Consider the following 26,207-nt stretch of genomic DNA (forward strand, 5'->3'; position numbering starts at 1 on the left):
TTATCCTGATGGGAACTGATCGGAGTTCCTTCAGGAGAATCGGATGCGAACGTTCCTAACCCTCGGCCTCTTCGTGGTCCTCGTCGGCAACGTCGCTGGCGGCCAGCCGCAAGTCAAATCGTGGAGCGATCTCGTGCCGTCTCGCCCCTCCAGCTTTCTTTTGCCGGAGCAGCGCGTGCAGGCGTTCGTCGACGGCTTTTATCCAGCTAGCTCGCAAAGCCAGCGTTCCGCGCTGGTCGTTGGTCCAACAGAAGCGGTGATCGATTGGCAAACGGTGACGCCGTGCGGATTGTTTATGGAAGTTGAGGAAGAAGAGAAGCTAGGACTCAGTGAGGTCTCGACGGAGCTGATCATTACGGTCAAGCCGCGGATTATCATCTCGCCGGAAGAAGAGGAAGTGTTGGGGTTCGGCGATCTTGGCGAGTGACGGTGCTGCGTGCTTTGCGGCCGCATTCCCTCGGCTTGCGCCTCGGGCTACGATTACTTCGCCTTTCTTAAAAGGGCCAGATCAGTGGGATCAGAATCACGGCGATGATCCCCAGCAAGATATTCAGCGGGGCGCCGACTTTCATAAAGTCGGCGAAGCGATAGCCGCCGGGACCGTAGACCAGCATGTTGGTCTGATAGCCGATCGGCGTCATAAAGCTGGCTGACGCCGCCAGCGCCAATGCCATCAGAAATGGGCGGGGCGAAGCGTCGCTCAACTCGGCGATCTTCAAGCAGACCGGAAACATCAGCACAGCGACCGCGTTGTTGGTGATCAGTTCGGTCAGGATCGAAACGGTGATGTATACCGCCGCCAGCGCAACAATCGGACCAGCGCCTTCGGTCGCGTGAACGAGCAGTTCCGCAATCGCCAGCGCGGCGCCAGACTTCTCCATCGCGACTCCGATCCCAAACGCCGCGGCGATGGTGATCAGCACTTGCCATTCAATACTGCGCCGCGCTTCACCGGCCGAGATGCATCCGGCGTAAACCATCCCGGCGGCGACCAGCGCCGCGGCGATGTTCGTCGAGATCCACCCGGTCGTCATCACCACGATCAGACTGACGAAGAGCGGAATCGCAATCCAGGCGCGATGTCGACGCAACGGTCGCCACTGCTGGACGTCGCTCACCAGGTAAAACGCGGGGTCGTTGCGATGGGCGCGGGCAAAGTGCGACGGCGTTTGCAACAGGAGCGTATCGCCTGGCTGCAGAACAATGTCGCCTACCTTTTGTTCGATACGGCGACCGGCTCGATGCACCGCCAAGACCGCGGCGCCGTACGCCGCGCGGAAGTCGGCGTCGCGAATGCTGCGGCCGACAAGGCGCGAGTTGGCGGAGACGACGACTTCGCACATCTGCCGTTTGGTCAATTCGCGGGCCGACAGATCAGCCGCTTTGTCGACCGGCGCAAGACCGGCGATTTGCTGAAGCTGAACGACGCTCGACACGACGCCGGTAAAGACCAAGCGATCTTCGGCCCGCAATTTCTCTTGCGGATCGACCGGCGCAACGATATCGCCGCCGCGATCGATTTCGATCAAAAAGAGCCCCGGCAAATGACGGAGCCCCGCTTCTTCGACCGACTTGCCGGTCAAGCGACTATCGGCCGGCACTTTCATCTCGACCAGGTACTCGCGCCGCGATTCGCCGAACTGCTCCATCGTTTCAACGCGCTCCGGCAACAGATAGCGGCCGATCGTCATCAGATAGATTGTCCCAACCACCGCATACGGAAGCCCGACCATCCCGATCTCGAACAGTCCCATCCCCGGCATGCCGTCTTTGATCATCAGCCCCTGGATCACGAGGTTGGTCGACGTGCCGATCAACGTGCAGGTCCCGCCGAGAATCGTCAGAAACGACAGGGGAATCAGAATCTTCGACGGAGCGACGGTCCGGCGACGGCACCAATCAAGCGTGATCGGCAAAAACATCGCGACGATCGGCGTGTTGTTCAGAAATGCGGAAGCGGGAATCACAATCGCCGCCAATCGACCAAGGACGCTTTGTTCGGTTTGGGCCCCGTTCAATAACCGCTGGCCGACAAAGTCGAGGACGCCGGTTTCACGCAATCCGGCGGCGACGACGAACAAGAACGCGACCGTCAGCATCCCGGCGTTAGAAAACCCGTCGAACGCGTCGGCCGGCGTGATGATTCCAGCGAGCGCCAACAATGCGGTCGCCGCCAGAAACGCGAGGTCTGGAGGAGACCAATTCTTCACGATCGCGACAAACGCGACGAAGACGACTCCCAACGTAAACCAGGCGGCAGGTTCCACAGCTAGACCTCAGGCAGCGAAACGGACAGATCAAGAAACAAAACAAGGCTGAGACTTCGGTCCCAGCCTATGCGGTACTCGCAGCGTTCGGCGACAGCCGATCATCCACGCGCAGATTCCGCCCAGACGGAGACCGTCGGCGGACAACAACAACGGAGGTGAAGGTGAGCGCGTTTCATGCTGCGACTTATCGGAACGCCAGGCGGCGGAAGATCGGGAACTTCGTGCCAGGCGTTAAGGTTTGCCAACCGGATGCGGACAGCTAGCGGCGGCGGGAGGTTCGCGCGAGAATCTTCCAACTGGATCAGCGGCCGCAGGCGAGCCGATCGCCGTCCATATCATCTCCGCCGTCGCGAAGCTTGCTGGCGGTTAGCCCGTAGTCGTATTCGACGCGGCGAAAACGGAACGTCCCTTTGTCCATTAAGACGTACAAAGCTCTTGGATCTCCGTCTCGCGGTTGACCAACCGAGCCGACGTTGAGAATCATCGGCGACTGGAGCGGGATCGCTTTTTCCTCGAGCGACTCCGAACTAGCGAATTCCCATTCGCCTGACGTACTGCGGTCAAAAACGCCGCCGAGATGCGTATGTCCGTTGATGCAGACGCCGTCGGCAAGCTGCGAGAATCGATCCATTTTTTGGCTATTGTAAATGTCTTCTGGGAAGAGGTAGTCGCGACAACTCGCGGGAGAGCCATGAACAAATAAGCAGGAGTCGCAACGATGCGAATCGCTTCGGCCAGCGATCCAGGTGAGTAGTCGCTCGCCGTCCGGTTCCGCGAGAATCGTTTCGCGGAGCAGCGTTATCCGCCGAAAGAGGTTCGGCAGCCAATGCTGAGGATCAGGCGAGATTACGCCCCATTCCCAGTCGCCGGTGAGCGTCACATCAAACCGCTGGGCATGGCGCAGGCAAGCAATTGGATCAGGACCATAGCCAATAACATCCCCCAAACAAATGAAGCGCGTCGCCCTTTGGTTTTCGGCATCCGCCAACACCGCCTCCAACGCTTCCAGATTGCCGTGAATGTCGCTGAGAATGGCAATCATGCAACCAACTTCGAGAGGAAGAAACGAGGGGCAATTCCTCTGAATCGTAGGCGACTTCTAAGAAAAGGAAAGTTGATTCGCTCGATCATCATCGCGAGCAAGCGCACAAAAAAACGGCCTTAGCATGTTCGCCAAGGCCGTTCGCTTGATCTGGTGGTAGAGCGAGCGGACGTGAAGTCCGAAGCGTGGTTAAGCGAAATTACTCTTCGCTGTCGTCCCACTCTTCTTCTTCTTCATCTTCTTCGTACTCTTCATCGTCCTCATACTCTTCATCGTCTTCTTCGTATTCTTCTTCGTCGTCCTCGTACTCTTCGTCGTCTTCGACCTCTTCCCACTCGGTCTCTTCGTCTTCGTCGTACTCTTCGTCTTCTTCTTCGTCTTCTTCTACTTCTTCATACTCTTCATCGTCGTCTTCATACTCTTCTTCTTCATCGTCCTCGTACTCTTCGTACTCTTCTTCCTCGTCGTCTTCGTACTCTTCTTCGTCCTCGTAGTCGTCGTCTTCTTCGTCTTCGATCGGCGCTTGCGACAGCGGGAACGCCAGAGTCAGCGACAGTTCGTCTTCCGCGGTGCGAGAAACTTCGGGAAACAGCGTGATCGACACGTTAAGCTCCTTTTCACTCCGCACGGCCTTCGGCCGTCGATTCAGTACAGGGTGTGGTTTCGTTCGTATTCGAATCCCCAATCGGTCGACGAAAGTCTTCCGCTCGAGGCAAATCATCCAAATTCCGTAACCCAAACATACGCAGGAACGCTCGGGTTGTGGAGTACAGGTAAGGGCGGCCCAACTCTTCGCTACGTCCGCTGATTTTCACCAAATCGCGATCCATCAGCTGACGGAGCATTTCTCCGCAATTGACCCCGCGAATCGCCTCAACGTCGGCCCGCAAAACAGGCTGACGATAAGCGACGACCGCTAGCGTCTCCATTGCCGGAGAACTAAGTCCCGCCGCAACCGGTTGGTTTCCTAATCGGCGAATCCAGTCGGCGAACTTCGGTCGCGTCATCAACTGGTAACCCCCGGCCGACTGTTCGACGCGAAACGCCCGATGGGCCGCGTCATACAGGCGGTTCAGGAAACGAATCAGTGTACGGGCTTCAGTTCCATCCGCCAAGTTGGCGAGTTGGGCCAATTTGCGGCTGGAAAGGGGCTCCCGAGCCAAGAACAAAATCGCCTCCAAGCGCTGCATTCGCGAATCGCGATACTTGCTTTCAGGCTTCTTCGCCGGGGGAGTCCGGCGTTTTATTCGGCCAAGCGGCCGACGGTTCTTGCGGATTTTCGGCGACCAAGCCGAAGTTGCGCCGCACACAAGTCGACGTCGATACGTCCAATGTCGAAGTCGAGTAGGCATTGCGGGGAACTTGGCCAAACCGAGAGACGGAAAAAGCGATTGGTCGTTATTCTAGCGAGATTGCGAATCACCGCGAGATTTCAGCTCTTTATGCCACTGGTGAAGCAGCTCGAGCGTCTTCTGCATCGCGTCGATAGGATGCTCGGCGGTCGCTTCAAATCGCTTCGATTCTTCTTTCCCTGCGTAGCGGACTTTGGCCATGCAGTGGAAGCGGTAAATTCGCGGATTTTCGCCCCAGGCCTCCAAGCGGTAGTAGGAAGCCCCCATTTGCTGCAATTGATCCTCTAATTCGCTCGATCGCTGTGATAAAATGCCATCGAGGGCCTTTCCTAGAGAGGGGCCATGCTCGTCGAAAACCGGGACGATTTTGTCAGCGCCCGGCGATTGCAGCGACTCGGCGAAGGGATCTTCCGCCAGCGGAAACGCTCGGCTGTCCGAACTCGCCTCCTCGCGCAGCGTGGGTCGAACTTGCGGCTTTCCGAGCGGTTTTTCGGGCGTCTCCACGGTCGTCGTTTCGGAGCTCGACTGCTGAAACGCAGCGACGACGCGCCGCAGACCATCCGGCGCTAGGGCCGCGGCAGGCAGAAATATCAAGAACGCCAGCATCACCAAGGATCGTAAAGTGACCGACGCGGAAGACTCGTGACTCACGTACTTTCCTGACCTCAGGTTTCGATATCGAAGTGCAGAATCTTAGGGGGATGGCTGCCGGTCGAGAATACGATTTTCCGCCGATATCCCGTATTTTTCCAGCTCCAATTCCATTTTTGCACCGCTAGCAAGCCCAACTGACTCCTCCGTTTCAAAGCCGTAGAGACTGCACCGATGGCGAATCCTCCTGCTTTTCCTCACAAGCCGTCCCCCGGAGCCGGTCGCAATTGGCCGATCATCTTTCCGCTGGTCGTGTTCGGGTCGAGCATCGCTCTCACGGCGTTGATCGTCTGCTCGAGCGGTTTTCTGCTGGTCACCGGAACGCAATTCCATCCCGATGGTTTCCGCATTCGCCAATTCGTCGCGGCGAGAATCCCCATCATCGGCGTTCAAGCCGGACCGACGGCCTACGTCGATCAAACCCCTCCATTGTCGCAGTTACTGGTCGATCGAGGCTGGATTAGTCGGGCTCCGCTGCAATTGCCGGAAGACAAATGGGACCTGATCAATATGAACGTCAGTTTTGAGGGATCCCCGAGATACCTGACTGACTATCTACAAGAAGGAAACACCCGAGTCGACCTTCAACAGTGGAGCAAAGACAACCCGCTGCTCGCCGGGATGCTGTGGAGCGAAGTCGAAAAGGTCGCCCAATTGAAGCTCTATTGGATGGCGCCGGAAATGATCGACAAGATGGTCGATTTTTCGCGTCTCAAACCGATCACCAAGTCTCTGACGAAGGACGCGCGGGCTGATTTGGCGAAGAAAAGCCTCACCGCGTTTCTGCTGGAGAGCTATAAGAAGACCGAGGAAGGGGCGAAAGCCACCGGCAAAACCGATCTCGCCGCGGCCTGCCGCAAGGAAATCGAACGGCTCGAAACGGTCGGCGTCGTCATCCTGAAAGAGACGAAAAATTCGGAAAAAGAAGGGGACACGAAGGATCAGGACCCGAAAAAGTCGGAGCCCAAGAAGGAAGCGAAGGAGAAGAGCGAATCCCAGGATGCGAGCAATTGAAACCAGCGCCGATCTATCTCGACAATAACGCGACCACCCGCATTGATCCGGAAGTCGCCGAGTCGCTCGCGCACGCTTTCGCACAAGGCTACGTGAATCCCTCGAGTCAGCATGCGCTCGGACGACGCTCTCGCGCCGCACTCGAGCAGGCGAAAGAGCAAATCCTGGCCGATTTAGGGGCGAAAACTGAAGGTTTCGCCAGTGATGAATTCCTGCTGACCAGCGGCGGGACCGAGTCGAACAACCTGGCGATCTTCGGAATGGTCAAACCGCAACCGGGCAAAGTGATCGTCTCATCGATCGAACATCCAAGCGTCTCGGCCGCGACCGATCTGCTCCGCATGCGCGGCTACGATGTGCAGACGATTAAGGCTCAGCAGAACGGAACGATCGATCTCGATTACTTCCGCGCGTTGCTCACCCCCGAGACGCAACTAGTCAGCGTGATGCTGGCGAACAACGAAACCGGAGTACTGCAACCGGTTGCCGAAATCGCCGAAAAATGCCGAGAAATTGGGGTCAAAACGCACTGCGACGCGATTCAGGCGATCGGAAAAATTCCGGTCTCGTTTCGCGATCTGGGCGTCGACGCGATGACGATCACCGCGCACAAGTTGCATGGCCCGCGCGGCGTCGGCGGCTTGATCTTGCGGCATGGAGTGCAGCTTTCGCCGCAGTTGCACGGGGGAGGGCAGCAGTTGGCCAAACGACCTGGAACCGAACCGGTCGAGCTTGGAATCGCGATGGCCAAAGCGATGCGTTTGTCGCTACAGTCCGCAGAGAAGTATGCGAATCTCGCCGAAATGCGGACCGAGATGGAGGCGGAGCTGCACCAAATCGATCCCTCGGCGGTCATCCATGGCGCCGAAGTTGGACGGCTTCCGCATACGATCAGCGTCTCCTTTCCAGGCATCGATCGACAAGCTTTGGTGATGGCGCTCGACCTGGCTGGGGTCTGCATTTCGACCGGTTCGGCGTGCGCGAGCGGGTCGAGCGAACGGTCTCCGGTACTGATCGCGATGGGGCTGGAAAACGACCAAATTGAGAGCGCGGTGAGGATAAGTTTGGGCCGCGATACGACCCGCGACGAAGTCGCCGAAGGCTTGCGTCGTATCTCTAATTGCATCAATAACTTGCGCTAATCAATTAAACGCTGATCTAGCCCCTCTGAGGCTATTCATCCGCCCGAAAATCCGCTATAATCCGGGCTTGGATAAAAGCTCTTCGCATGCACATTGCGGCTGCTTCTTCTGGCCGTTAACGGAGTCTCGGTGAATACGGACGTTTTCGCCATCGGTTTACCCTGGGCGCCTGGAGCGCAGGATGGCTCGTCCCCTGAGACGATGCCCGGTGGAGCGGTGCGCCGTTTTCTCGGCGGACCCGAAAATCGTCTCGTTCGCACGGCTGTCGAAGCGCTCGACGCTCCTAGTCCTCCTTGGAATCCGGTCGTTTTCTACGGCCCGACGGCGACCGGCAAAAGCCATTTGGCGGCTGGTCTGCTGGCGCGGTGGAAACAGGCTCACCCCGATTCTCAGGTCGTAACTACAACGGGCGCAGACTTTTCCCGCGTCATCACCACAGCCGCACGTCGTGGAGAACCTGTCGATTTCATGTCGATGTGGAAATCGGTCGACGCACTGCTGATTGACAATCTACACGAACTGGCGAATTTCCCCTCGGCGCAAGAACAGCTGGCCCTGCGGCTCGACGAATTGGTCGCGACCGATCGATTAGTGCTGGCGACCTGCGTAGGGAATCCGCTGGAAAATTACTCGCTGTCGCGGCGCCTGGTCAGTCGCCTCGCCGCAGGATTGCTGGTTCCGGTCGAACCTCCCAGCGCGATGACGCGACAAGCGCTCGCGATTCATTTCGCGCTGCAGCATCAAGTCGACATGACCGCTCCGGCGGCGAAGCAGTTGGCCGAAGCGTTCGCGGTGAATTTGCCGGAACTACAGGGGCTGCTGCTCGAACTGTTTGCCCGCGAGTTTGGCACGACGCCGCAGCTCGGCAAAATGCGGCGAATCGATTCGCTGGCGGCTCGCCGCTTCATCTCGGCGAAGCTAACCGGGCGAACTCCGACGTTGCAGTCGATTTCGGCGGCGGCGGCTCGCTATTACCAAGTCAAAATCGCCGATTTACGCGGACCATCGCGGCGGCAATCGATCGTTGCGGCTCGTGACGCCGGGATTTACCTGGCGCGAAAGCTGACGCAATCGAGCTTCGCCACGATCGGCAAGCATTTCGGCGGGCGCGATCATACGACGATCATGCACTCAATTCAGAAGTTAGAAGCGCGGCGCAAGCGGGAAGCGGCGACGCAATCGGCGCTGGATGAACTGGAACGGCTCATCCAACGGCAAGCGTCATGAATCACGAACCTCGAAGTTGCTATGGGGAAAACCTGGCGCGCTCATGGCGCGCAATGTCGATAGATTCGGCCGCTAGCGACATCCGATTTTCGGCCGTCGCTAGCTGGCGGACTAACGACACGCTAGCGCAGCGTAAGAGACGATTGCGCGCCTGGTTTTCCACGATGTAGGAATTCGCTTTGACTCGACGTTTTACGAGTCGCGGCGGCGGTTTAGCGACAAGTATCGACGGCCTCGCGCTTCGCCTTACTACTACGACTTAGATTTAAAAAGACATTACAGAAGAGAACCGGCGAGACAATGAAAATCACATTTGATCGGGAACAGTTCCAGCAGGCCTTTCAAACCGCGGCCGCCGTGGCGCCCTCACGAAGCCCGAAGCCGATTCTGCAAAACGTCAAACTCGACGCAACCGAAAGCGGCGCCATTATGATGGCGACCGATATGGAAGTCGGCGTTCGAATCGAAGTTTCTGGAGTCGAAGTCGAAGCTCCCGGCAGCATTGTGTTGCCGGTGCAACGGTTTGGGTCAATCTTGCGGGAAGTGAGCGATGAAAAGCTCAAAATCACCCGCGAAGAAGGGGGCACGATCGTCCAAGGTGAGCGGAGCAAATTTACCCTGTCGACAGAGAACCCCGAAGAGTTCCCGGCAGTTCACTCGTTCACCGAATCGAAGTACCACGAACTTTCGGCCCGCACGCTGAAAGAACTGATCCGCCGCACGTTGTTCGCGGCCGACAGCGAAAGCGGTCGTTACGCTTTGGGGGGCATCTTGCTTGAGATGGAGCCGGAGCTCGTCACCGCGGTTGCGACTGATGGACGTCGTCTGTCGAAGATGAGCGGACCGGCCGTCGCGATCGAAGGACATGGCGGCGCCGCCGATGCGATGACGATTGTGCCGGCTCGCGCGATGCAACTGATCGAACGGGCGCTGACCAACTTGGAAGCGACGGTGCAGATCGCCGCTCGCGCCAACGACGTGCTGGTGAAGATCGGCCCCGCAACGATTTACGCGCGACTGGTCGAAGGACGTTTCCCCAAATGGCGCGACGTGTTGCCGGAGAAGCGTGACGCGACGGCGATCGAACTGACCGTTGGTCCCGCCTTCGCGGCGCTGCGACAAGCGGCGATTGTCGCGTCGGACGAAAGCCGCGGCATCGACTTCACCTTTGGGGGCGGATCGGCCGTGTTGGCCAGTACGACCGCCGAAGTGGGGCAATCGCACATTGAGTTTCCGATCGCTTATGACGGCGCCCCGATCGAAATCACGATGGACCACCGTTACGTCGCTGACTTTTTCAAAGTGCTGGATAGCGAACGCCAGTTCACGCTGAACCTGCAGGACGCCGACAGTGCCGCTCTCTTCTCGACTGACGACAATTATGACTATGTGGTCATGCCGTTGGCTCGCGATCGCTAGGACGCACGCTTAGTCGCTCTACGGACGACTGGAAAAGGGACTGATGAAACCACCACGACGTGACGAACGATCCGCGCCCCGCGGGCCGCAAGCGATGGGAGACCTGGTCGCTGGGCTGATGGCTCGCAGCGGTTACGCCCAAGTGCAATCGGCCGACGCTTTGCAAGAAGCGTGGGCCAAAGCGGCCGGCGAAGAGGTCGCAGCGCACAGTCGCGCCGGTAACGTGAATCGCGGCAAGCTGGAGGTTTGGGTCGAGAATTCGGCGATCTCGCAAGCGATCAGTTTCCAGAAACGGGAAATCCTGAAGCAACTTCAAAACATATTGCCCGATCGGCGAATCGAGGAGATTCGCATCAAGGTCGGCCGCATCAACTAACCGGCTCGCGCGTCGCATTTCTCGACGCATTGAGCCTCCTCGGACACACTTCCTTCTGAACAAGGACGTTCTCTAGTAGAAACGATTAGAACTTTCCATGACTGACGAATCGAATCAATCGCTGCCGGAACCCGAAAACAAAGAAGCCGCCAAGCAAGCCGAAATGGCCAAAGCCAACTCGGAATACGGCGCTACCGACTTGGAGCATCTCTCCGACCTGGAACACGTCCGCGAGCGTCCGAGTATGTACATCGGCGACCGCGGCACGCGCGGTTTTCATCACCTGGTCTATGAAGTCGTCGACAACTCGATCGACGAAGCGATGGCCGAATTCGCGACGGCGATCACCGTCACGATCCACAACGACAACTCCGTCACCGTCGAAGACGACGGCCGCGGTATTCCGGTCGAACGGCACCCGCAACTCTCGGAACAGATCGGCCGCGACGTCTCAACCCTGGAAGGGGTGATGACGGTGCTGAAGTTCGGCGGCAAGTTCTCCAAAGGCGCCTATCAAACTTCCGGCGGTCTGCACGGGGTGGGCGTGACGGTTGTGAACTTCCTGTCGGAGTGGTGCGAAGTTGAAGTGCATCGCGACGGCAGCATCTGGCAGCAAGAATACCAGCGGGGCGTTCCGCAGGGGCCGATCCGCAAAGGGGGAGCGACCAAGAAACGCGGCACCAAAACCAGCTTCAAGCCTGACAGCCAGATCTTTAACGTCAGCAAGTTCAACTACGACACTCTCTACAAGCGTTTGCAAGAACTTGCATTCCTCAACCGCGGCGTGAAGATCATCTTCAAGGATGAACGGACCGACGAAGGGGGCGAATTCCAATACGAGCGCGGTATTATCGAATACGTCGAACACTTGAATCGCGCATCGACGCCGCTGCATACGGAAGTGATCGCTCTGGAAGGGATCGCCGAAGAGATCGGCTTCGACATCGCGCTGCAGTACACCGAGGAATATACCGAGAACCTCCACTCGTTCGTGAACAATATCAACACGCACGAAGGGGGGACGCACGTCAGCGGTTTCAAAACGGCCCTGACTCGTACGCTGAACAACTACGCCAAAAAAGAAGGGCTGCTCAAAGACGTCTCCCTCTCGGGCGACGACTTCCGCGAGGGTTTGACCGCGGTGATCTCGCTGCGCGTTCCCAATCCGCAGTTTGAAGGGCAGACCAAAACGAAGCTCGGCAATAGCGAAGTCGAAGGGATCGTCAACTCGGCGGTCGGCGACTTTTTGGCCAAGTACCTGGAAGAGCATCCGAAAATCGGCAAGCTGATCGTGCGCAAAGCGGTCTTGGCCAGCCAGGCTCGCGAAGCGGCTCGCAAGGCGCGCGAAATGATGCGGAACCGCAAGAACGCCCTCGGCGGCGGCGGGCTTCCCGGTAAGCTGCGCGACTGCATCAGCCGCGACATGGAAATCTGCGAACTCTACCTGGTGGAAGGGGACTCGGCCGGTGGATCGGCCGAAGGGGGGCGCATGCGTGAGTTCCAGGCGATCTTGCCGCTGCGAGGTAAGATCATCAACGCCTACAAGGCTCGCGAAGATAAAGTGCTCGCCAACGAAGAAGTGCAGAGCATGATTCAAGCGATCGGCGCCGGCATCGGCGAAGAGCAAGACATCCACAAACGCCGGTACAACAAGGTCATTATCATGACCGACGCCGACGTCGACGGATCGCACATTCGGACGCTGCTGCTCACCTTCTTCTATCGACAGATGTACGCATTGGTCGCCGGCGGACACGTTTACGTCGCTCAGCCGCCGCTCTTCCGCGTGACGCGCAAGAAGCAGGTGACCTACATCCAGACCGAAGAAGAGATGAAGGAACGCCTGCTCGAACATGGTTTGCAGGATGCGTCGTTTGTCGACGAAGTGGGACGAGAAATCGTCGGCGCCGAGATGGAAAAGCTCTGTCGTAGTCTGGCCGCTCTCGAAGAAGCGATCATTGCGCTGGAACGCCGCGGCATTTCGTTGAAGATTCACGCGGTTCGCCAGGATCCGGTTACCGGTAAGCTGCCGGTTTTCCACTTGATCTACGGCATCAACGAAGAGTGGTTCTCCACGCGGAAAGAGCTGGACGCTTACCTGATCGAAAAGGGGTTGGTCACCGAGAACGCCTCGGAAGAGCCGGCCGAAGGGGAAGCCGCCGAGGAAGGTCACGAAGCCAACGGCAAGGCGGAAGCGAACGGTCACCCGGTCGAAGTTCCGCACATCACCGAACTGCACGAAGTCCGCACGATCAACATCCAGCTGGACGAACTGACGGCGATGGGCTTCGACATTCAATCGTTAATCCCGCAAGAGCGTACCGGTTTGCAAGACTCGCGTTACAAGCTCCGTCGCGGCGAAAGCGAAACGGGCATCGAAGACCTTCGCGGCCTGGTCGGCGCCATCCGCTCGGCCGGCGAAAAGGGACAGACGATCACTCGCTTTAAAGGTCTGGGCGAAATGAACGCGGAAGAGCTCCGCGAAACGACCCTCGACCCGTCCAACCGCACGCTGTTGCAAGTGACGATGGAAGACCTGAGCGCCGCGGACGACATGTTCCGCGTCCTCATGGGCGACAAAGTCGAACCGCGTCGCGAGTTCATCGAGAAGCACGCCCTCGATGTGCGCAACTTGGACGTGTAAGTCTCAAGTCAAATCAAACCACGAAAGCCGGCCATGTGCCGGCTTTTTTCATTTTTCTATCGGCTGAGAGGACGTAAGCGGTTTGTCTTCCAACTCATTCTCGTGGACGAGGTAGAGCGCCGCTTCGGCGATCCAGGGGTGTTCGTGCTTCGCCAGCTTGGCGATGGCCGCTTGCGTCGCGGGGTCGGTCTTGACTCGGCTCGGCAGCGGCGTGTTTTCATCGTTTGCTGCGCCGGAATGCGAATACGACTCGCCGAGCCATGCGAGCGTGCTTAAGACCTCGGGCAGGTGAGGGCTCGACAGCGACTCCTTCCATTCGGCTTCCGATTTTTCGATCGCTGGAGGGCCAACGTTAGCGACGGGGTAGGAAATCAGTTCTCCATCGCGGTCTTCTAATCGTAGTAGCGCGACCTGACCGTCAAGGATCGAATAGTACTCTGTCGCGACGGCCTGCCCATCGGAGAAATGCATCATGTGGAATTGAATGATTGGCTGCTCTGGGAACTGATCGTAATCAAGAGTTGCATTACGGAGGGTGATGGAATTCCCGGTGTCGAATTCCGACTCGTTCACCATTCGGCAATTGTCATTGAGGATGCAGATCTTTACGGTATTTGTATTTTGGTTTTCGCGCGGAAAGACTCTTAACAGGACGAACCTGAAACCATCGGGCGTCGGGATTCGCCAAACGCGCCAATACTGGCTGCGGTCGTACCAACCGTAAATCGGGCGATCGATCAGGATGTTGACGACTCTGCGAAGTTCATTTCGTTTATCCTCCTCCAATTGGCGGACATCTTGGTCGACAAATGACTTCAACTTATGAATTTGATAACGACGATAGAAATGCGGATAGGCGGCGACGATCGCCGCGATGGTGACGAGCACAAACAGCGTCTTTAAGCCGAACGAACGCCAGTTTCGTCGTCGCCGCGGCGGGGGATTTTGCTCAGATTCTTCAGGCGTCATTTGACCACCGTGGGAAGAATGTTTTCGTCACCTAGTCGTTGTTAATCGATTCCAGCGCTAGTCGCGCCGCTTCGCTGATCCAGGCATCGTCGCTGTCGAGCAAATCGGCGAGGGCTACTTTCGCGGCCGGTTCTTGTCTTACCCCCGAAATCTGTTTCCCTTCGGCGCTGCTGTTGTTGGTGCTGCCGCTGAGCCAGGTCAGCGTTCGCAAGATCTCGGTCTTGCTTGGATCGTACAAGGCGGTCGTCCATTCCGCTTGGGTTCGGAGCGGCGGCTCGGGGCCGATCCGTTCTTCGGGATCGACATAACGATCACGAACTGCGTCACCGGCCTGGTTCTCCAACCGTACTAAGCGGCACTCGTCGCTGGTAAGAGCGTAGTACTGCTTCGCAACCTCGTCGGGTGCGGCGTTACCTGCGAAAATGCAGAGGAGCGGTTCGCCTAAGTTAGAATCGGCGACTAGTTTGGCTTCCATCTGATCGATGTGCCAGCCAGTAACAAGTCTCCGATGGTAAATCAGTTTTCCCTGGGAGTCGTACAGCAGCACGATCGCATCTGACTGGCCGGGATCGTCCGTGACCGTAGGATCGCCGCTAGAGCTGAGCGCTTGCAAGAGACGCGGATCGGTCGTGCGGTGTTGGAGCAGAACGAAACGCGTTTCGCCCCCCGTTTCCATGCGCAATAGCCGCCAACATGTCTGCGGGTGAAACGACTTGTCAAAGAATATCTTATCAACAGGAGCCTGCAGACTCTTGATGATTCGTCCGAGCGTCCAGCGCTCGGAATCGGTCGCCGTGCGCAAGTCGCGTCCTACGTACGATTGGAGTCGCCAAAGTTGCACTTGCAAGCGCATGTGCGGATAGGCGGCCGCAATCGCCACGATCGTCACCAGGAGAAACAGCGTCGTCAGCCGAAACGAAAACCAACGTCGTCGCTGCGGCGCGGTTTTCGTTTCGGATGTTGTCGGGGTTGCTTGGCTCATGGCTACTTCTTGGGGTAATCAAGAAGCCCATTATGACGCGCACATCGTTACCAAAGCCACTTCTTTCCCAGCGCTTTCGCCTGGGCGGCCGTCAATTGCTTTACTCCATGCTTGCCGAGCTGGATCAGCTTCAGCAGCTCGTCTTCGGTAAAGGTCGCCTCTTCGCCGGCGCCTTGGACTTCGACGAACTTGCCGCTGCCGGTCATGACGACGTTCATGTCGACTTCGGCGTCGACGTCCTCGACGTAATCGAGATCGAGGGCGCCAGCTCCGTTGACCAGGCCGACGCTGACCGCGGCGACGCTATCGACCAGCGGGAACTTGCCGGGGATCGGCAGTTGGATCGTTTGCAGAGCGTCGACCAGGGCGATGAACGCGCCGGTGATGCTGGCGGTGCGCGTCCCGCCGTCGGCGTCGAGCACATCGCAGTCGACCGTGATCATCTGCTCGCCGAGCGCTTCCAAGTCGGCGACCGCTCGCAGGCTGCGGCCGATCAACCGCTGGATCTCGGTGGTGCGGCCATCGACTTTGCGCGACTTGCGGGTCGGCGTGCTGCCGGGGAGCATGTTGTACTCGGCGGTGATCCAACCTTTGCCGCTTCCTTTGAGCCATGGCGGAACGCTCGACTCGACGCTGGCGGTGCACAAGACAGTCGTCGCGCCGGTTTGAATCAGCACGCTGCCGGCCGCGTTCTTGGTAAAGCGGCGTTTGATCTTCAGTTCGCGCAGTTCGTTCGGTTTGCGTCCGTCGTGGCGGGCCATGATTCTCTACTCGGGGGTGGTGTCGATGATTTGGTCGTCTAGAAGGATAGCAGAATTCGCCCCTTCAGGTTGCTTCTCGACTGGTAATCGCCTGCTGGAGCAGCGTCGTCGTTTTCGATTTGCCGGCGATCTGAGCCGCGTGCAATGCGTCAAGTCCTGCGTTGTTTACCGCCGCCAAGTCCGCTCCGGCGTCGATCAACTGCTGGATCACCTTGACGCCGGAGTTCCGCTTGGCGGCGGCAATCAGCGGCGTATTGCCGTCGGCATCGCGAGCATCCACGTCGGCGCCATGATCCAATAACCACGCGACTCCGCGGGCGTCTTCATGCGCGGCAAACGCATGTAGCGCCATGCGCTCCTCACCGGCGTTTATGTCGAAGCCATGCTTCAGCAGCAGCGCTGCGATCTCGTAGTTGCCGTCGCCGTGTCGTTGAAAGTGTCCGACCGCGGCGAAGAAGACGTTCGGCGTGATCTTGGCGCCGGCGGTTAACAATTGGTTCGCAATCTCGATATGTCCCCCGGTCCATGCGACGCAAAAGAGCGGGGTAACGTCGACCAGGCCGCAGTAGGCGCTGGTTGCGTTAGGATCGGCGCCTCCTTGCAACAGTCGCGAGGTGGTCTCCGCTTGACGTTGCTGCCCGTCAGGAGACCCGCGCCACACGCTCGATCCGCAGCCATAGTGAAGCGGCGTCATTCCCTGCGAGTCGCACTCATGGATTGAACTCAGGTGAAGTTCAACCTCTTTCGTTTCTCCCAGAGCCGCCGCGACGAACAAGTCGCGCTCCAAGCCACGATCCAGCAGCAGCGTAATCAGGTTCGCATGTCCGCCGCGGGCCGCTTCGTAAACGAGTTCTCGCTCTGGCTGCGCGCCGGCAGCGAGAAGATATTCGGCCAACTCTTGATGGCCAGGGCCTTTCCGGATCGTGTGAAAGTCCTGGAAGACCTTGCGAAGCAATTGTTGCAGGTCGACCGCGACGCCGCTGTGGATCGCGTCGATGACGATCTGCGCTTTCCCTTGTTTGGCGGCGTCGGTAAGCTTTAGCAACGCACCTCGTCTCCTGCGGCAGTCGTAGGGCAGGCCGTGCCTGCCGAGGTGGATACGTTTCCGATTTCGGCAGGCATGGCCTGCCCTACGAGCGACTTAGCCGTTCTGCTGCGACAGCCAGACCAACACGCCCTTCTGGGCATGCATTCGGTTGCCGGCTTGTTCGACAATGCGCGACGTCTTGGCGTCCATCACTTCGTCGGTCACTTCCTGGCCGCGTTTCGCCGGCAGGCAGTGGAGGAAGATCGCGTCTTTGGCGGCGGCGTCCATCAACTTCTTGTTGACCTGGTAGTCGGCGAAGGCGACTTCGCGCTGCGCTTGTTCCGCTTCTTGACCCATGCTGGCCCAGACGTCGGTGTAAACGGCGACGGCGCCGTCGACCGCTTCAAACGGATCGTGCGTCATCTTCACGAACGAATCGGGACAAGCCTGATCGACGCGAATCAAGAAGGGTTGGTCCAGCTCATACCCTTCCGGCGAAGCGATGGCGAACTCGGCGCCCATCTTCGCACAGGCCAGCGCCAAGCTGCGGCTGACGTTGTTGCCGTCGCCGACATAGGCGATTTTCATTCCCTTCAGCGAACCGAACTCTTCCTGCACCGTCATCAAGTCGGCGAGCGCCTGGCACGGGTGGAACAGGTCGGTCAAACCGTTGATGATCGAGCAAGTGCAGTGCTCCGCCAGTTCGGTGACGCGTTCATGCGACTTGGCCCGACAAACGATGAAGTCGAGGTACTGGCTGATCACGCGGCCAAAATCTTGCGGCGTTTCTCGTTTTCCCCAACCGACGTCTTCGCCCAAAAAGAGGCTCGAACCGCCCAGCTGCGCCATGCCGGTCTCGAAGCTCACGCGCGTCCGCAGCGACTGCTTTTCAAACAACAAGCCCATCACGCGACCTTGCAACAGCGGTTCGCGTACGCCTTTGGCGAGCTTCGCTTTGAGGTCAGCGGCGATCGAAAAAATCGCTTCGATTTCTTCCGTCGAAAGATCAAACAGGGAAAGCAGATTTCGCATAACAGTACTCGCTTCAAATCGGAATAGCCAAAAACGCTTCGGCCAATCGCAGAGAGGAGAAAAGCGAATCGCCGCGGTGGAGAGGGGAACCGCGGCGATTCGTGATGTGAGTTCGCTTAGGCGGCTGGCGCCATGTTGCGGATGACGTCGACCAGGATATCGCACCCCTGGTGGACCTCTTCCGGGGTTAAGTTCATCGCCGGCAACAACCGGATGACGTTGCCTTGGGTGCAGTTGATCAGCAGCCCCTTTTCCAAGCAGGCCTTCACCGCGGGAGCGCCTTCGATCGTCAGTTCGACGCCGATCATCATTCCCACGACGCGGACTTCCTGGACCAGGTCGCATTCTTCCTGCAGCGCCAACATCCGGTCGCGGAAGATGTCGCTGATGACGCTGACGTTTTCCAACAGGTTGTCGCGTTCGATCTGTTCGATCGCGGCGATGCCGGCCCGAGCGGCGATCGGATTGCCGCCGAAGGTCGCCGCGTGCATGCCAGGACGCAAGCTGGGAGCGATCTCTTTGGTCGTCAACAAAGCGCCGCCGGCGACGCCGCCGCACAAGCTTTTGGCGAGGGTCAAAATGTCCGGAGTCACGCCGAAGTGCTGATAGCCGAACCATTGACCGGTGCGACCGCAGCCGGTCTGCACTTCGTCAAAGATCAACAGCAGGTTGTGCTTGTCGGCCAGTTCGCGGAGACCGGCCAGGAAACCTTCCGGCGGGATGCGAACGCCCCCTTCACCCTGAATCGGCTCCACCATGATCGCGGCGGTTTGATCGTCGATCAGTTGTTCGACCGCTTCCAGATCGCCAAACGGAGCGTAGGAGAATCCGGCGAGCAGCGGCCCGATTCCTTCGTGATATTTCGGTTGGGCGGTCGCCGAGGTTGCGCCAAAGGTACGACCGTGGAAGCCACCTTGGAACGTGATGATCTTGTAACGTTCCGGCGGCGTGTGAAGACGGGCCAGTTTGATCGCCGCTTCGTTCGCTTCGGTGCCGCTGTTGCAGAAGAAGGCCTGACCGCCAAAGCTTCGTTCCGACAAGAGCTTGGCCCATTGTCCCTGGGCTTCGATCAGCCAGCTGTTGGGAACGTGAATCAGGGTGGCGATCTGTTCCTGCACGGCCGCGACGATCATGTCGGGGCAGTGCCCGAGCAGATTGCAGCCCCAGCCGGGGAAGAAGTCGAGATATTCCTTTCCTTCGGCGTCCCAAACGCGCGAGCCTTCGCCGCGAACCAGGCTAACCGGATAGCGCCCGTAGTTGGGGACGACGTATTGCTTGAATAGCTCGGCGGTTTCGGTCGAGCTCCGGTGGCTCACGCTGGTCGACATCGATCTGGCCTCCAGGCACGTGGAAAAATGGAAAGCAGAGGGACAGACGGCGAACGAGGAGGTTCGCGCGACGCCTAATGGACTAATGGACGATTTCGGTCCCGACGCCCATGTTGGTGTAAATTTCGAGCAGCAGCGAATGTCGCAGTCGCCCGTCAATAATGTGAATCTTCTTCACGCCGCGATCGAGGGTCTGCAAACAGGCTTCGACCTTCGGAATCATGCCGCTTTCGATCCGGCCGTCGGTCATCATCGCACGGGCCTTTTCGCCATTGAGTGAGTGAACGAGCGTGCTGGGATCATTCTTGTCGGTACGAACGCCGTTGACGTCGCTGAGAAAGACGAGCTTCTCGGCGCCGAGCGCTTCGGCGACTGCATTGGCGGCGGTGTCGGCGTTGACGTTCAGCTTTTGGCCGGTCGCTTCATCGATCGCCATCGACGGAATGATCGGCACTTGCCCGGCGTAGCAGAGGTTTTCGATCGTGGTTCGATCGACGCGGGTCACGTGGCCGACATTGCCGAGATCGAGCGGACCTTCGGGGCTGTCGAGCTGGATCTTTTCGCCGAACAAAACGTTGGTCGTTTTGAAGTTGAGGTTCATCGCGCGGCCGCCGATCTCTTCGATCTTCTGGGCGATGTCCTCGTTGATTTGGCCGGCGAGAACTTCTTCGACGATCTTCAGCGTCGCGTCGTCGGTATAGCGGCGACCATGGATAAAGCGAGGTTCAATCTTGGCGGCTTCCATCGCGCGGCTAATCGCGGCGCCACCTCCGTGAACGACGACCGGCCACATGCCGACCGTTTCCATAAAGACGATGTCGATCAGAACGTGTCGCAGGGCGTCGGGGTTTTCCATGACGCTGCCGCCGAGTTTAATGACCGTGATCTTGTCACGAAACCGACGGATCCAGCCGAGCGCTTCGATCAGGACATCCGCTTTTTGGATCGCTTCTTCCAACGAGGTCTCCCTCTGCGGCAAGTGGCCGCGAACAAGAAATAGATTACCCCTCCCTGTCGATCTTTCGCGCCCAGGGAGAAACGCGCCATTTTAAGTACCCCCGAATCAGCATGTCAATTGGCGCGGATTTCCTGATTGCTCCCGCCCAACCAGCGGTTTACCGATCCCAAGTTCTCGCAGGGCGCGTCGAGACGCACCACGAACCTGCCATCGCGGTCATCGCCGCAACAGCGTGGTAACGCAACTTGTTGGCGGCGTTGCGCTTCGACGCGAGGAAACTTCCGGATCCGAAGGCTGGGACCTGGTGCGTCTAGACGCACCCTACCCGGACATCGGACTGGACCGCACCGCTCCGTTTTTTTGCAAACTTAACTATCTTGCCCGGATGGGAAGTTAGGAGGTTTTCCCTTCCAGTTATCCAGATTTGTGCGCGTAGACCGGGTTTTGAGCGGTCATTCTGCAACAGGCGATCAGAGTGGACTGGACCGCAGCGCGTTTTTTTTCTGCTGGACCGTGTGGCGAACGGAAAGGGCGGGATTCGTTTGGACCCGAACCAACAGTGGACTGGACCGCGTCGCTTTTTTTTGGCTCAGGGGCGCTCGACGACTCCGACGGCAACACTTTTTGAGTGCGCAGCACCAACCGCCGCGGTAAGGCTTCTGTACCGTGGTTTCAGGAGGTGGTGCCTGTACAAAGTTATACTAAAAGTCGACCGGCGAGGCAAGAGACAAACCTGACGCGCCGGCTAGCGACATCATCGACAGGCAATCGACGTGGTACCAACAACATGTCGACACTTTATCCCCGGCTCGATTTCGAAGTTGGCCGGTGGGCGATTGCTCACTTCCGCGACGTCAGGGCGAAATTCGCGACGTTCGCCTGGTCGCCGGAGACGGTGAACTCCAGCTCGCTGCGGGCGTGGTATCTGATCGGCAGCGTCTCTGGAACTGCCGCGATTGGTTGGCCATCGGCCGTTTCGGACGGGCCTTGGGCGGTGGTGATTTGAACTCGGTTGAGACCGATGCGCGCCCCTTTTTGGTGATCGGTGTAGTTCAGTTCGTAGTATCCGTTTTCATCGGTCATCGCGCCGGAAGGGCGACTTTGACCGGGGATGAAGAGGACGGTTGCATTTGAGAGCGGTTTGCCGTCGAGGGTGACCGTTCCTTCCACGGCGAAGATTTGTTTATCGCCACGTTGACCGCAGCCGAGGGAAACGGGGAGCGATAGCAACAAACAGAAGAGCGCACAACAAAGCGATGGGCGGTACATAAATAGGTTCCACCAGATGAGAAGAAGCGAAGGGATGAAAGGAAAAAATCGGCCGCCTACCCACCAAGCGGCGGCCGATTGACGCCCTGCTGATTGGCGTCGGAAGACGTTTAGATTTCGGGAATAATCAGCCCGTCGGCAATCGAAAAGAGCCGTTGATAGACGCCGTACCCGGCGCCTCCATTGGTCCCGTCATAGGCGTTGTTCGCATTGGTCCATGTGGAGGCCGTATGCTCGATCGTCTCGCTGACGAAATGGACCGAGCCGTCGCTGAACGCGAACATGGCGCCGCCGGGATGAAAGCTGCCGGCGGTCCGATGTGGCTGCGGATTCCCTTGTTTTTGGGTCCAATTCATCGCCCATTGGCCGTTGACCAGGATGGCGTTGGTGGCGCCTTTCGCGTACTCGACGATGTCGTTGCCGGCGTAGATGCGCGAGCGATTGCGACGGTTGTTATCCATTTCCCACTTCGTCTCCGCGACGAAGATCGTGTTGCTCGTCCCGTCGAGGATATCTTTGAGCCCGACGATATAGCCGCGGTTCGTGCGATCAAAGACGCCGTTAAAACGATTTCGATTCGGGGAGCTGCCGACTTTGTTGTTGGGATATCCGTCGTACGCTGATCCAGCGCCTTGGTAGCTGCTGGTCGCGGCGTTCGGGATGGCGCCTTCCTTGTACTGCGCCGGCTTGGTGTCCGAAGGACAGCTGAAGAGATCGAGCGGAGTCTGGCACACCTTGCGGTTGCGGGTGATCGTATTTTCGGCGGCGGGATAGGCCGAGTCGAAACGATCGAACTGATTTCCTTGCTCGATATAAGGGAGAAGCCCCGTCGCCCAACCGAACCCGGTTCCACCTTCACTGCTGGATGGATCGCCGTCCCAATGCCCTTGGTAATGATGGCCAATCGGGAAGTTGTTGTGGGTGTCGTGATAGGTATGCAGCGCAAGTCCGATGTTCTTCAGATTGTTGCTGCAAGACATCCGCCGGGCCGCTTCGCGGGCCTGTTGAACGGCCGGCAAAAGGAGAGCGATCAAGACGCCGATGATGGCGATCACCACCAGCAGCTCGACCAAGGTGAACGCTCGCCGGCGTTCTGGTTTTCTAGGTTGAGAGGACTCCGATAGGACAAGTTCGAACATACGTTTCTCCTGGATGAAGAAGAGAAGAGGAGATCCAGAGATCCGTCGAAAAGGATACGAATGCGATATCGAAAAGCATAAAAGTAGCTTTGAAGAGGAAAATTCTCTCGCTGGCGGAGAGGTACCAGCCATCCTAGAGAACTAGCGAGTTGTGTAAAGAGGAAATCGAAAATTAATCACGCTAAATGTTACGCAGCGATCGAACTATCTTGATCCGTTTGTCTAACTTGTCGCTAGCGACATCATCAACACGCTACAGACAGGCTGCCGACAGGGTGTGAACGAGCTATCGACAAGTTTTCCCCATGGCGATTTCGAGATTCGTGGTGCATGGCGGCGGGTGGCACTGCTGGCTTTTCCTGCAGTGTGAACTGCCGTGCGATCCGGAACGAAGCGGAAGCGCAAAAGCGTCACGACCGCGCCGTTGAAAATCAGAGTCGATCGACTTGGAAGCCGAACACTGCTGGACAAGCCAGCAGTGCCACCCAATTGAGACAGCTAAAACGGCGCTGCGGCGACGAATCGCATTCGCTGGCCGCTGGTCGGATGCGTGATTTCCAGCTCGATCGCGTGCAGCATTAAGCGATTGGCCGCGGTTTGCAACTCTTCGGGGGCGTAGAGGGGATCGCCCAGAATTGGATGGCCGATCGCTTGCAGATGGACGCGCAGTTGATGACTGCGGCCGGTCTGCGGAATCAGCGAGAGTCGCGTCGAGTCTTCGTACCGCGCTTCAACTTCCCAGTCGGTAACGGCCGGCTTGCCGAGCTCCTGGTCGACCATGTGCCGCGGCGGATGATCGAAGTCTTTGCGGAGGGGAAGTTCGATCCGTCCTGACTCGGCCAGGATCGTTCCGGCGACGATTGCGACATAACGTTTGTCGGTCTCCCGCTGCTCGAACTGGCGGCTCAACTGGCGATGCGTTTCGGCGTCGCGAGCCATCACGATCACGCCGCTGGTGTCCCGATCGAGGCGATGGACATTGCGGGCGCCGGGGAAGTCGGCGGCGACTTGGACCGCCAGCGAATCGTACTTGTCGTCCCCACGGCCTGGGACCGAAAGCATGCCGCTCGGCTTGTCGAGCACGATCAGATGCTCGTCCAGGTGGAGGACTTTCCAGTCGCGAGTCACGAGGGCGGTTCCATGTTCAGCGGCGGCGAAACGAACTACGATACATTCAGAGTCACTCCTTTGACAGATACGACGCAATGCCTGACGCCGACCCACCGGAACTGATCGAAACGCTCCGCGAACTGGGCGCCCGGCTGCGCTTGCGGAAAAGTGGGCGTTTGCACACGGTCGACTTTTCCCCGTGCGGCGCAGCGATCGGCGATGTGCAGTTGGCCTTGTTGGACGAGGCGCAGAAGCTGGAAGAGCTCGATCTCAGCGGCACGTCGGTGACCGACGCGGGGGTTGAACCGTTGGCGGGGCACAAGACGCTGAAGCTGCTGACGCTCAGCGGATCGCAGGTGAGCGGTGAGCTGGTGAAGTCGCTGCGGAAGCGGATGATCGGTTGCCGCATCGTTTTCTTGGAGGCCCGCTAAGGTGAGCGAGGTTCCTCGATCGAGCGAAGAAGTTCGCCTTGGCTACTATCGACGAGTCCTAGCGATCTGCGGTCTGCTGCTGGTCGGCACGTCGTACAAGTTGTGGTTGCCGCAGACCGACTATCCGCAGGTTCCGGTCTTTTCAGCGCTGGTTCACGCGCCGGCGATGATCGACTATGTGCTCGCGGTTGGGATCATTGGGTCGTTGCTCGCCTGGCTGGTGACCCCCAATCGACAAGCGACGCTCGCCGCCTGGTCGACGGCGATGTGCATCGCGGCGAGTTGTTTGCTCGATCAACATCGCTTTCAACCTTGGGCGTACCAGCTGATCTTTTCGACGATCATCCTGGCGACCTGCGAAGCGAAGCTGGCGCTGCGGCTGCTGCGGATGATTGTGATCAGCATCTACGTTTATTCCTCGCTGTCGAAGTTGAACCTGCCGTTCATGCGGGACGAGGGGCAGATGTTCCTGGATGTGCTGCTCGGTTGGGTCGGCGCCAAAGAAGCGCTGGCGGCGAGCGTTCGGCAGGGGATGACGCTTCTGTTCCCGCTGGGAGAATTGACGGTCGGCGTGCTGTTAGCGATCCCGCGGACCCGCAAACTGGGCGTGATTTTCGCCGCGGTGATGCATACGACGCTACTGCTGGTGGTGGGACCTTTGGGACTGAATCACTGGCCCGGCGTGCTGCTTTGGAATCTTTGCTTCTTGGCGCAAGCGCCGCTGTTGTTCTGGCCAATGGCTGAGAGAGAAGGGGAGGAGCCGGTCGAAGCGCCGCCGGCGAAGTTGCGCGCGGTCGGGATCTTCGCCGCGTCGTTTGTGCTGCTGTTTCCGCTGCTTGAGCCGCTCGGCTATTGCGACGCGTGGCCGGGTTGGGCGCTGTACGCGTCGCATGTGTCGCGGGCTGATCTCTACATCGACGACGCGGCGGCCGAAGCGCTGCCGGAGAAGTTGCGGCCGTTCTTGGTCGAAACGGAGTGGGGCGCCTATCGACTGGACGCTTCGCAGTGGTCGCTGCATGCGCTCAACGTGCCGATCTACCCGGATGATCGCTTTCAGGTCGGGGTGGCGATCGCCGCATCGCAGCGGTACGGCGTGGCGTTATTTAGCCAAATGTCGGTGCAAGATCCGGCCGATCGTTGGCGCGGCGAGCGAACCGAGACGCGTTACCGGGGTCCAGAACAGATGAAGGAAGCGACCAAACGGTTCTGGCTGAACGCGGAGCCGCGCGATCGCTTGGCGCGGTGAAACGCCGTAGAATGGAGCGAAGCGGCGACAATTCTTTGCATCTGCGAAGGAACCATGACGATGTCGGATGTTCCGGAAACGAAAGCCCCGCCCCGATACGACTGGCTAAGCTTCTGCGGAGCGATTGCGGCCGGCTATGTTCTCTCCTTCTACATCCACTTCCTGTTCCGCAACGACATTCTCGATTTTGCAACGGGAGTCATCGCGTTGTTCATCGTGGCGGTTATGGCGATGATCAAATCGGATCGCCAGTCGCGTCAGGATCGGAAGCTCGCGATCGCGGAAAAGCGGAAGCAGCCGGAAGCGGATCCGCTGGAGATTGACAATGATCAGGTCGCCGGGGACAAGCTCACCTCGCTGCATCGGCTCTCGAAACGGGTAGAGCAAGCGTTTTCTACCGATTCGTTTGTAACGACGCCCCCCATTCCGATCGCCGACTATGAATCTTTCCTGTCAGAGCGGCGCTGCGTCGTTGTTCATTTTTGGGCCCCTTGGAATGCGATTGATCGCCAACAGGACCGCGAGTTGAAGAAGGTACGTAAGAAGTGGGAGGATCGCGTCAGTTTCGTATCGTGCGATACGGACGAAGCGGCGAGCGAGGCGCTTTGCCGGGGAGTGAAACTTGCGGCGGTTCCATCACTGGTATTCTTTATCGACGGCAAGCGACGCGAGTTGCTTCCCGGAGTGCGGGATGCGGCCGCACTTGACCAGATTCTGGAACGCTTGCTCACGGAAGTGAACGAATCGTCGGCCGACTAATGTCGATTCGGCGAGCGCATAAAAATGGGGACGCACTTGCGTCCCCAAACAACGAAGCG

Annotated in this window: 25 protein-coding genes; 10 read left to right on the top strand and 15 right to left on the bottom strand. The window is 58.5% G+C overall.

From position 1 onward, the window contains the following. Positions 1-43 precede the first annotated feature (43 nt). Positions 44-427, top strand: a complete 384-nt coding sequence (locus LOC68_RS16215) for a hypothetical protein (RefSeq protein ID WP_230220644.1) — start codon at positions 44-46, stop codon at positions 425-427. Between the two features lie 67 nt (positions 428-494). On the opposite strand, the gene LOC68_RS16220 is transcribed toward LOC68_RS16215, so the two are convergent. From LOC68_RS16220 to LOC68_RS16240, 5 genes are all read right to left on the bottom strand, one after another. Further along, complete coding sequence (locus LOC68_RS16220; RefSeq protein ID WP_230220646.1) at positions 495-2,267, bottom strand: SLC13 family permease; 1,773 nt, start codon at positions 2,265-2,267, stop codon at positions 495-497. 304 nt (positions 2,268-2,571) lie between these two features. Then, positions 2,572-3,312, bottom strand: a complete 741-nt coding sequence (locus LOC68_RS16225; RefSeq protein ID WP_230220648.1) for a metallophosphoesterase family protein — start codon at positions 3,310-3,312, stop codon at positions 2,572-2,574. A gap of 199 nt (positions 3,313-3,511) precedes the next feature. Further along, the gene (locus LOC68_RS16230) at positions 3,512-3,916 is read right to left on the bottom strand and encodes a hypothetical protein (RefSeq protein ID WP_230220650.1); all 405 of its coding nucleotides are present in this window, start codon (positions 3,914-3,916) and stop codon (positions 3,512-3,514) included. 13 nt (positions 3,917-3,929) lie between these two features. Then, positions 3,930-4,502: an SMC-Scp complex subunit ScpB gene (gene scpB, locus LOC68_RS16235; protein ID WP_230220652.1), complete on the bottom strand. Its 573-nt coding sequence runs from the start codon at positions 4,500-4,502 to the stop codon at positions 3,930-3,932. A gap of 213 nt (positions 4,503-4,715) precedes the next feature. Further along, positions 4,716-5,315, bottom strand: a complete 600-nt coding sequence (locus LOC68_RS16240) for a hypothetical protein (protein WP_230220654.1) — start codon at positions 5,313-5,315, stop codon at positions 4,716-4,718. Between the two features lie 174 nt (positions 5,316-5,489). On the opposite strand from LOC68_RS16240, the gene LOC68_RS16245 reads away from it, so the two are divergent. From LOC68_RS16245 to LOC68_RS16270, 6 genes are all read left to right on the top strand, one after another. Continuing rightward, a complete protein-coding gene (locus tag LOC68_RS16245) occupies positions 5,490-6,329 on the top strand; it encodes a hypothetical protein (protein ID WP_230220656.1) in 840 nt (279 codons plus the stop codon). Continuing rightward, positions 6,326-7,471 (top strand): cysteine desulfurase family protein, encoded by a 1,146-nt coding sequence (locus tag LOC68_RS16250; RefSeq protein ID WP_230220658.1) that lies wholly within the window; start codon positions 6,326-6,328, stop codon positions 7,469-7,471. The genes LOC68_RS16245 and LOC68_RS16250 overlap by 4 nt, the downstream gene beginning before the upstream one ends. A 129-nt stretch (positions 7,472-7,600) precedes the next feature. Further along, positions 7,601-8,698 (top strand): DnaA/Hda family protein, encoded by a 1,098-nt coding sequence (locus LOC68_RS16255; RefSeq protein WP_230220660.1) that lies wholly within the window; start codon positions 7,601-7,603, stop codon positions 8,696-8,698. A gap of 300 nt (positions 8,699-8,998) precedes the next feature. Then, complete coding sequence (dnaN, locus tag LOC68_RS16260; RefSeq protein ID WP_230220662.1) at positions 8,999-10,117, top strand: DNA polymerase III subunit beta; 1,119 nt, start codon at positions 8,999-9,001, stop codon at positions 10,115-10,117. Positions 10,118-10,160: 43 nt separating this feature from the next. Further along, positions 10,161-10,493, top strand: coding sequence for a DUF721 domain-containing protein (locus tag LOC68_RS16265; protein WP_230220664.1), 333 nt, complete (start codon positions 10,161-10,163; stop codon positions 10,491-10,493). Positions 10,494-10,590: 97 nt separating this feature from the next. Next, a complete protein-coding gene (locus LOC68_RS16270; protein WP_230220665.1) occupies positions 10,591-13,137 on the top strand; it encodes a DNA gyrase subunit B in 2,547 nt (848 codons plus the stop codon). Positions 13,138-13,185: 48 nt separating this feature from the next. On the opposite strand, the gene LOC68_RS16275 is transcribed toward LOC68_RS16270, so the two are convergent. The 10 genes from LOC68_RS16275 to LOC68_RS16320 form a co-directional block, all read right to left on the bottom strand. Then, entirely contained in the window at positions 13,186-14,106 is a 921-nt protein-coding gene (locus LOC68_RS16275) for a hypothetical protein (RefSeq protein ID WP_230220667.1), read from the bottom strand. Positions 14,107-14,137: 31 nt separating this feature from the next. Continuing rightward, positions 14,138-15,088 carry a hypothetical protein gene (locus tag LOC68_RS16280; RefSeq protein ID WP_230220669.1) on the bottom strand — a complete coding sequence of 317 codons (951 nt, stop codon included), beginning with the start codon at positions 15,086-15,088 and terminating at the stop codon, positions 14,138-14,140. A gap of 47 nt (positions 15,089-15,135) precedes the next feature. After that, positions 15,136-15,849: a ribonuclease PH gene (rph, locus tag LOC68_RS16285; RefSeq protein ID WP_230220671.1), complete on the bottom strand. Its 714-nt coding sequence runs from the start codon at positions 15,847-15,849 to the stop codon at positions 15,136-15,138. A gap of 64 nt (positions 15,850-15,913) precedes the next feature. Continuing rightward, entirely contained in the window at positions 15,914-16,894 is a 981-nt protein-coding gene (locus LOC68_RS16290) for an ankyrin repeat domain-containing protein (protein ID WP_230220673.1), read from the bottom strand. Between the two features lie 96 nt (positions 16,895-16,990). After that, positions 16,991-17,908, bottom strand: coding sequence for an ornithine carbamoyltransferase (gene argF, locus LOC68_RS16295; protein WP_230220675.1), 918 nt, complete (start codon positions 17,906-17,908; stop codon positions 16,991-16,993). 116 nt (positions 17,909-18,024) lie between these two features. Beyond that, entirely contained in the window at positions 18,025-19,236 is a 1,212-nt protein-coding gene (locus LOC68_RS16300) for an aspartate aminotransferase family protein (protein ID WP_230220677.1), read from the bottom strand. 82 nt (positions 19,237-19,318) lie between these two features. Then, a complete protein-coding gene (gene argB / locus LOC68_RS16305; RefSeq protein ID WP_230220679.1) occupies positions 19,319-20,194 on the bottom strand; it encodes an acetylglutamate kinase in 876 nt (291 codons plus the stop codon). 840 nt (positions 20,195-21,034) lie between these two features. Further along, entirely contained in the window at positions 21,035-21,463 is a 429-nt protein-coding gene (locus tag LOC68_RS16310; protein WP_230220681.1) for a carboxypeptidase-like regulatory domain-containing protein, read from the bottom strand. Between the two features lie 110 nt (positions 21,464-21,573). After that, a complete protein-coding gene (locus LOC68_RS16315; protein WP_230220682.1) occupies positions 21,574-22,602 on the bottom strand; it encodes a DUF1559 domain-containing protein in 1,029 nt (342 codons plus the stop codon). Between the two features lie 498 nt (positions 22,603-23,100). Continuing rightward, on the bottom strand, positions 23,101-23,826 hold the full coding sequence (locus LOC68_RS16320) for an RluA family pseudouridine synthase (protein WP_390623371.1): 726 nt from the start codon (positions 23,824-23,826) through the stop codon (positions 23,101-23,103). On the opposite strand from LOC68_RS16320, the gene LOC68_RS16325 reads away from it, so the two are divergent. From LOC68_RS16325 to LOC68_RS16335, 3 genes are read left to right on the top strand one after another with little or no spacing between them, the layout of a single operon-like run. Then, positions 23,808-24,143 carry a hypothetical protein gene (locus tag LOC68_RS16325; RefSeq protein WP_230220686.1) on the top strand — a complete coding sequence of 112 codons (336 nt, stop codon included), beginning with the start codon at positions 23,808-23,810 and terminating at the stop codon, positions 24,141-24,143. The genes LOC68_RS16320 and LOC68_RS16325 overlap by 19 nt on opposite strands. 1 nt (position 24,144) lies before the next feature. Further along, positions 24,145-25,389 (top strand): hypothetical protein, encoded by a 1,245-nt coding sequence (locus LOC68_RS16330; protein WP_230220688.1) that lies wholly within the window; start codon positions 24,145-24,147, stop codon positions 25,387-25,389. Between the two features lie 60 nt (positions 25,390-25,449). Further along, on the top strand, positions 25,450-26,148 hold the full coding sequence (locus LOC68_RS16335; protein WP_230220690.1) for a thioredoxin family protein: 699 nt from the start codon (positions 25,450-25,452) through the stop codon (positions 26,146-26,148). Positions 26,149-26,207: the final 59 nt, after the last annotated feature.

This window comes from Blastopirellula sediminis, from assembly GCF_020966755.1.
GTDB classification, from domain to species: Bacteria; Planctomycetota; Planctomycetia; order Pirellulales; family Pirellulaceae; genus Blastopirellula; species Blastopirellula sediminis.

Coding starts and splice junctions, on each gene's coding strand:
- dnaN (WP_230220662.1), top strand. CDS start 8,999: ATGAAAATCACATTTGATCGGGAACAGTTCCAGCAGGCCTTTCAAACC.
- argF (WP_230220675.1), bottom strand. CDS start 17,908: ATGCGAAATCTGCTTTCCCTGTTTGATCTTTCGACGGAAGAAATCGAA.
- LOC68_RS16225 (WP_230220648.1), bottom strand. CDS start 3,312: ATGATTGCCATTCTCAGCGACATTCACGGCAATCTGGAAGCGTTGGAG.
- LOC68_RS16265 (WP_230220664.1), top strand. CDS start 10,161: ATGAAACCACCACGACGTGACGAACGATCCGCGCCCCGCGGGCCGCAA.
- scpB (WP_230220652.1), bottom strand. CDS start 4,502: ATGCAGCGCTTGGAGGCGATTTTGTTCTTGGCTCGGGAGCCCCTTTCC.
- rph (WP_230220671.1), bottom strand. CDS start 15,849: ATGGCCCGCCACGACGGACGCAAACCGAACGAACTGCGCGAACTGAAG.
- LOC68_RS16335 (WP_230220690.1), top strand. CDS start 25,450: ATGTCGGATGTTCCGGAAACGAAAGCCCCGCCCCGATACGACTGGCTA.
- LOC68_RS16215 (WP_230220644.1), top strand. CDS start 44: ATGCGAACGTTCCTAACCCTCGGCCTCTTCGTGGTCCTCGTCGGCAAC.
- LOC68_RS16300 (WP_230220677.1), bottom strand. CDS start 19,236: ATGTCGACCAGCGTGAGCCACCGGAGCTCGACCGAAACCGCCGAGCTA.
- LOC68_RS16245 (WP_230220656.1), top strand. CDS start 5,490: ATGGCGAATCCTCCTGCTTTTCCTCACAAGCCGTCCCCCGGAGCCGGT.
- LOC68_RS16325 (WP_230220686.1), top strand. CDS start 23,808: ATGCCTGACGCCGACCCACCGGAACTGATCGAAACGCTCCGCGAACTG.
- LOC68_RS16310 (WP_230220681.1), bottom strand. CDS start 21,463: ATGTACCGCCCATCGCTTTGTTGTGCGCTCTTCTGTTTGTTGCTATCG.
- LOC68_RS16280 (WP_230220669.1), bottom strand. CDS start 15,088: ATGAGCCAAGCAACCCCGACAACATCCGAAACGAAAACCGCGCCGCAG.
- LOC68_RS16270 (WP_230220665.1), top strand. CDS start 10,591: ATGACTGACGAATCGAATCAATCGCTGCCGGAACCCGAAAACAAAGAA.
- LOC68_RS16275 (WP_230220667.1), bottom strand. CDS start 14,106: ATGACGCCTGAAGAATCTGAGCAAAATCCCCCGCCGCGGCGACGACGA.
- LOC68_RS16315 (WP_230220682.1), bottom strand. CDS start 22,602: ATGTTCGAACTTGTCCTATCGGAGTCCTCTCAACCTAGAAAACCAGAA.